Source organism: Xanthomonas cissicola, assembly GCF_008801575.1.
In the GTDB taxonomy this organism is placed as follows: domain Bacteria; phylum Pseudomonadota; class Gammaproteobacteria; order Xanthomonadales; family Xanthomonadaceae; genus Xanthomonas; species Xanthomonas cissicola.
In genome coordinates, this window is record NZ_VZPL01000132.1 from 1 (window position 1) to 5,060 (window position 5,060).

Annotated in this window: 6 protein-coding genes; 3 read left to right on the forward strand and 3 right to left on the reverse strand. The window is 56.1% G+C overall.

Annotated features, from left to right (window positions below; translation table 11 throughout):
* The 3 genes from F7R02_RS24130 to F7R02_RS24140 all read right to left on the reverse strand — a co-directional run.
* Positions 1–1,709, reverse strand: a 1,709-nt coding sequence (locus F7R02_RS24130) for a peptidase domain-containing ABC transporter (protein ID WP_151210253.1), incomplete at its 3' end; no start/stop codon positions are given.
* Positions 1,706–3,004 (reverse strand): HlyD family secretion protein, encoded by a 1,299-nt coding sequence (locus F7R02_RS24135; RefSeq protein ID WP_078589939.1) that lies wholly within the window; start codon positions 3,002–3,004, stop codon positions 1,706–1,708. The genes F7R02_RS24135 and F7R02_RS24130, both read right to left, overlap by 4 nt.
* 491 nt (positions 3,005–3,495) lie before the next feature.
* On the reverse strand, positions 3,496–3,849 hold the full coding sequence (locus tag F7R02_RS24140) for a helix-turn-helix domain-containing protein (protein ID WP_074057594.1): 354 nt from the start codon (positions 3,847–3,849) through the stop codon (positions 3,496–3,498).
* Positions 3,850–4,039: 190 nt separating this feature from the next.
* Between F7R02_RS24140 and F7R02_RS24145 the strand changes: the two genes are divergently transcribed.
* The 3 genes from F7R02_RS24145 to F7R02_RS26575 all read left to right on the forward strand — a co-directional run.
* A complete protein-coding gene (locus tag F7R02_RS24145; protein ID WP_023903641.1) occupies positions 4,040–4,351 on the forward strand; it encodes a hypothetical protein in 312 nt (103 codons plus the stop codon).
* A 39-nt stretch (positions 4,352–4,390) separates the two neighbouring features.
* Positions 4,391–4,783 carry a hypothetical protein gene (locus F7R02_RS24150; protein WP_078589940.1) on the forward strand — a complete coding sequence of 131 codons (393 nt, stop codon included), beginning with the start codon at positions 4,391–4,393 and terminating at the stop codon, positions 4,781–4,783.
* 88 nt (positions 4,784–4,871) lie between these two features.
* Positions 4,872–5,060: hypothetical protein (locus F7R02_RS26575; protein WP_167521103.1), on the forward strand; the 189-nt coding region annotated here is incomplete at its 3' end.

Here is a 5,060-nt window from a genome sequence, read left to right on the forward strand (position 1 = left end):
CCGACTTTGCGCAGATCCTCTCCATTGACTAAGAAGTCCCCAACTTGAAGATCTTCAAGCCCCGCCAGAACGCGGATGAGTGTGGTCTTACCCACGCCTGAGTTCCCGACAATTGCAATCACTTGGCCTGCCGGGGCCCTGAGCTGCAAAGCGCTCATGATCCACTTGTCCGTAGACGAGTAGCGGAAGTAGCCGTTGGCAATGGTAATAGCTGGCGCAGCATCCTGCAGCGCGCCGTTGCCATGCAGAAACGACTCAGGCTCGCTGTGCGTGATGTCTGAAATGCGCTCGGTGTGTAAGCGAAGCAGCCGGAGCTGCATCAAGTAGTCGGCCAGATTGATGCTGCGTTGGCTGAACTGGGTCGCGTAGATCAAAAAGACCGTCAGCACCCCGATCGTCATATCGCCACTGAGCACCAGCCGTGTGCCCTCCCAGATCACGAAAATGCGGCACAGGCCTTGGATGAGAAGCTGGACAGAATCGAACCCAATGCGGATACGCTCGGCCCCGATGGTCGCATTGGTGGCTTTCGCGCTGTAGTTCGTGAAGCGCGACGCCCAAAGCGCTGACTTGTTGAACAGCTTGATGGGCTGGATGCTTCGGACCGTTTCGTAGAGCAAGCTTTGCCGGCGTGCATCAATGTTGATCTGATCAAGGTTGGCTTCTTTGAGCTTGGCGTAGTAGGCGTAGCGCGAACCCACATAGGCAATGGTGAAAGCCAACAAGGCGAAGGCAAGCGGCGCGTCATAGCTCATCAAGAGCAACAACATAAGGAAAGACATCACCCCATCGATGACCGCTTCCATCATCTTCGTCGTGAGTGACTGCTGGATGGAGTAGATCGACTGGAAGCGGCTTGAAATATCCCCGGTGTGCCGCTTTACGAAATACGACTGGGGTAGCGACACGAGGTGACGGAACAAGTTGCTGCTCCACCGTAAGCCAGTGGTCGAAGAGATCCACAGCAAGGTCCACTTCCTGGCAACGGTCAAGACGAGCTGGACCAGGAGCACGATCGAAAAGCCGATAGCCAATGTGGTGACCAGACCATCGTCCTTGACGCTGAGCACCTGATCCATGGTCAGTCTCAGATATTGCGGCGCAATCAGCGCACAGCCTTCCAAGAAGAGCGCCAAGATGCCCACACCCCAGAACGCGGGCACCAGGGACCGAAGCGAGCCTGCCAGATCGCGAAGCGACACCGATGGCACGCTCTTGATCTTCTTGAAGGCCGGACCCGGATGCGCCTCCAACGCAATGCCGCTAAAAAGCTCATCGAACTCATCGAGCTTGATTTTTTTGACGCCCGTTGCGGGATCGCTGATGTGAACATGCCCTCCCCTCACAGCCGTCAGCACGACAAAGTGCCCGTGGTGTAGGTGGACCATGCAAGGCAACGACAGCTTGGGCAGTTCGTAAAGCTCCAAGCGAAGCGGACGCGTCGTGAGTCCGTTGGCGTCAGCGATTTCAATCAGCGAGGCGAGCGTTGCCCCACTAGTTGACACCGTAAAGCGGTTGCGAAGCTCCCCAAGGCTCGTTTCATGGCCGTAGTAGGAGAGCAGCATCGCAATGCAGGCCAGGCCGCACTCACTCGACTCAGTTTGGCGGATATGCGGCACACGGCGCTTCGAGGAGAACACCAGGCTTGGTTCAGCAGAGCGATCCGTCTCGGCATCGCCATTGGCTGATGGCGTCAAGACGTCCTTCATCGCTTTTCACCCGTCAAGCGTGATCCCATGGTTTGGAAGGGGTCAAACATCCACTCCCAGATCTTTCGGCCCTCCAAGATCAGTTCCGCGTCCACTTCCATCCCCGGCAGGAAGGACTTCGCTTCTTGGGCAACTCCAATGGTCTGGGAAGGCAAGGCGACTTTGGCGGTGTAAACCGGCTCAGTGGGCGACTGGCGACCATAGCGGCGCTCCAACTCACCGAGGGGACTCGTTTGCGTTGACAGCGATGCGATGCGCCCCTGGATGGCGCCATATTTTGCTTTCGGGAATGCGGCGATGTTGAGCAGCACCTCGGTGCCGACATTCACATGTCCGATGGCCCTGGAAGGAATAAGAATTTCAGCTTCGAACACCGACTCGCTTGGGGTGATGGACGCGATGATCGAGTCGGTGCCAATGCGCTGACCTTGGGATGCATAGATTGCTGCAACGGTGCCGCTCAAGGGTGAAGTGATGGTTTGCAGCCGGTCGGACTTGGCTCTGGCCACTTGATCTTCGATCGTGGACTTCTCACGCTCGATCTCACTCGCTTGTCTGCTGGCGGTTGTCTTTATCTCGGTGATTTCACCCAGCAATGCGACACGCTGATTACGAAGTGTGGACTGCTGCGCGCGGGCATCCTGGATCTCCGCTTCTGCATCCAAGAGAGCATTTTCGTAGGTGAGGTAGGTGTATTTGGACACATACTTCTCAGCAAGCAGCGGCTCAATGGTCTTCAAGAGTTCTTTGTTCTTGGCGTATTTCTTTTCCAAGATTGAGATCTTACGAGCGACTTCCTGCATCGCGCCGGTCGTTTCTTCGACTTGACGCGTCAGTTCCCGCTCGCGCTGGCCAGAAAAGTCATGCGTCTGTAATTGCTCCTTGGTCAGCTCTTCTGATCGGGTGAGCGCACGCTTGATCGTCTCATCGGACAAAGAGCGACCCGCTTCGTCGGTGATGTCGGCTGACAGCTCCGCAAGCACTTGGCCCTTCTTGACCAAGGCATTGGGCTTCAATGTCGTCGACAGGATGAGGCCAGGCGTTCCACTACGGATATCCACTCGCCCATGCGTCGAAATGATCTGGCCCGACACGTGCTCCCGCTTGGAGTAGGACGCGGTCAGAACAAACGTGGCCAGCAAGAGGAAAAGCACACAGCCACAGCCAATCCAGATCCGGATGGACGAGGGAAACGCATCTTTTAGGTCGCCGAGTGTGGAAGTTGTCTCCGGCCCTTTTCGCTTGCGAAAGAGCGGTTGTTCTGCGTCATCCGTCTGACCTGACTCGCTATCCATAGCACCTACACTTCGAGATCTACTGCACAACTTGCGTGAGTTGAGGCTACCCGCGCAGACATTAAAATTACATTTGCGTTTTGTTGATCTGGCGTTGGCATTGGCGCCAAACCTAAGTTCGCAAGCCCCACGCTATTGCTTTTTCAGCAACCAAGGCTTGCGTCAAGCGAAGGTGCGTTGCGCAAAGCGCAGCCACACGTGGCGAAGTTGAGGAACGGCAGACAGCACACAGGACGTCGTTCCATTGGTGATCCCTGGCTTGTTTGAAAACGACCGTCCGCTCGCGAGATTACAGGATCACATTGCCAGCTCAGATCGGATGGGCGTTGGCATCCGTGTAGGAATTGTCTGATCTGCACGCATGCCAGGACCGCAGTAAGGCCCTCCGCACTATGGGCTAGGCGGACCGCTGTGCTGGGCTGAGCCGCAATTTTGCGACGTCCTTTGCTTCTCCCAGAGTGAGGGCTTGCCCCTCGCCTAGGTTGTTCGGCCTACTCTTTTTCGGACTTCGAAGGAGACGATGCGGCAAGTGCCGACAGTTGTTTCACAAGCTCTTCCTGCTGACCCTCGGGCAGCTGGCGCACCAACTCGATGATCTGACCAAGTCGATCAGACTCAGCGACCAGGGAACTGAGGGACACACCAAGTGCATCGGCCAGATCCAAGGCAGTCTTGAGATCTGGGACATGCGTGCCCGTTTCGTAGCGGCTGATGCGAGCCTGAGCGATGCGACTCTCCAGTCCAAGAGCGACACCCAAGTCCTGTTGCACAAGGCCAATTGCCAGGCGGCGCGCTTTAAGTCGCGCAGCGAACAACGACAGGATGTCAGGTTGGGGGGTGCTCATCCCTACAAGGATGAACGTGAGTTACGCGCCTTGCAAAAATTCGTTGAACGAATCATTCGTTGAACGCATACTGACGTTGCCCCGGCACGCTGTCAACTGCAATGGGGCCGATGCCTGAGGAGGCCATGTCGGCCTTACATGGCCATGCATCTGTGCCAATCCGTTTGCTCTCGCTTATCAGAGGATTCTTATGTCCAAAGCTCGCTTTGCCGTCATCGGCACGTTGATCGTCTCTCTGGTGGCTTGCTCGGGTGGTGGCCCGTCCCAGGACGACCGTCAGAGCGCGTTCTTGCTCTACGTTCAGGACAACAGCAATGACAAGGCCAAGATCGAGGATTTCGAGAGCGGCAAGTGCGTCAAGGCTGAGGGCGCGCCGAGCTACACGTGCGATGTCAGCGCCAAGGTAGAAGCACTCGGGCAGGATTTCGGCAGTCAGATGGATGGCGTCTACACGTTCACTGAGATCGGCGGGAAATGGAAGATCACCGGCCGCGTCCAGTAAACGCTCGTTCCTATATCCATCTTCTCACAAGGAACTCAAATGACGGTTGGCACTTTTCTTCTCTTGGTCTTTTTCGCGGGCTGCGCCGCAATCTTCTTGGTGCTTGCTAAGACGGTGAAAACGCGTAGTGACAACGCAACCTTTGACCATGACTTCCAGCGGTTTTATGGCTACAAGAACACGCGCATTGCCGTGTCGACGGCACGCGCCATGATCAAGTTCAAGGCGGGAAGTCGCATCAAGGCATATGCACTGAGCGATGTGCGGTCCTGGGAAAAGCACTGGCACAACTACAATCGCGAGGGCACGCTGACGCTCAATGTCAAAGATATCGATCATCCCGTGTGGACCATCAAGTTCGGCAACGAGACCGAGATGAACAAGTGGTATGAGTTGGTCAGTCAGGCGGTCAACGAAAAATTGAAGCTCTGACCGAGCGACAATTGCGCTAGGCGACTGGGCTTGACGGCGAAGACTTCTCTGCTACGAATCGAAGAACCACAACACTGGATTCGTCATTATGACTTCTGCCGTCCACTCCCTCGCTACGCTCCTCGACCATCAAGAGCATCAACTCCGCCAGACCCATGTCGAAGGCTGGATCGCCCAACAAACCGCGGCTGGCTTTGGCATTGATCAGCACATGACCGACGCCCTCAATGCGTATCTTGATGGCCGCTTCGATCTGCTTGCATTGTTGACAGAGCTT

Coding starts and splice junctions, on each gene's coding strand:
- F7R02_RS24135 (WP_078589939.1), bottom strand. CDS start 3,004: ATGGATAGCGAGTCAGGTCAGACGGATGACGCAGAACAACCGCTCTTT.
- F7R02_RS24140 (WP_074057594.1), bottom strand. CDS start 3,849: ATGAGCACCCCCCAACCTGACATCCTGTCGTTGTTCGCTGCGCGACTT.
- F7R02_RS24145 (WP_023903641.1), top strand. CDS start 4,040: ATGTCCAAAGCTCGCTTTGCCGTCATCGGCACGTTGATCGTCTCTCTG.
- F7R02_RS24150 (WP_078589940.1), top strand. CDS start 4,391: ATGACGGTTGGCACTTTTCTTCTCTTGGTCTTTTTCGCGGGCTGCGCC.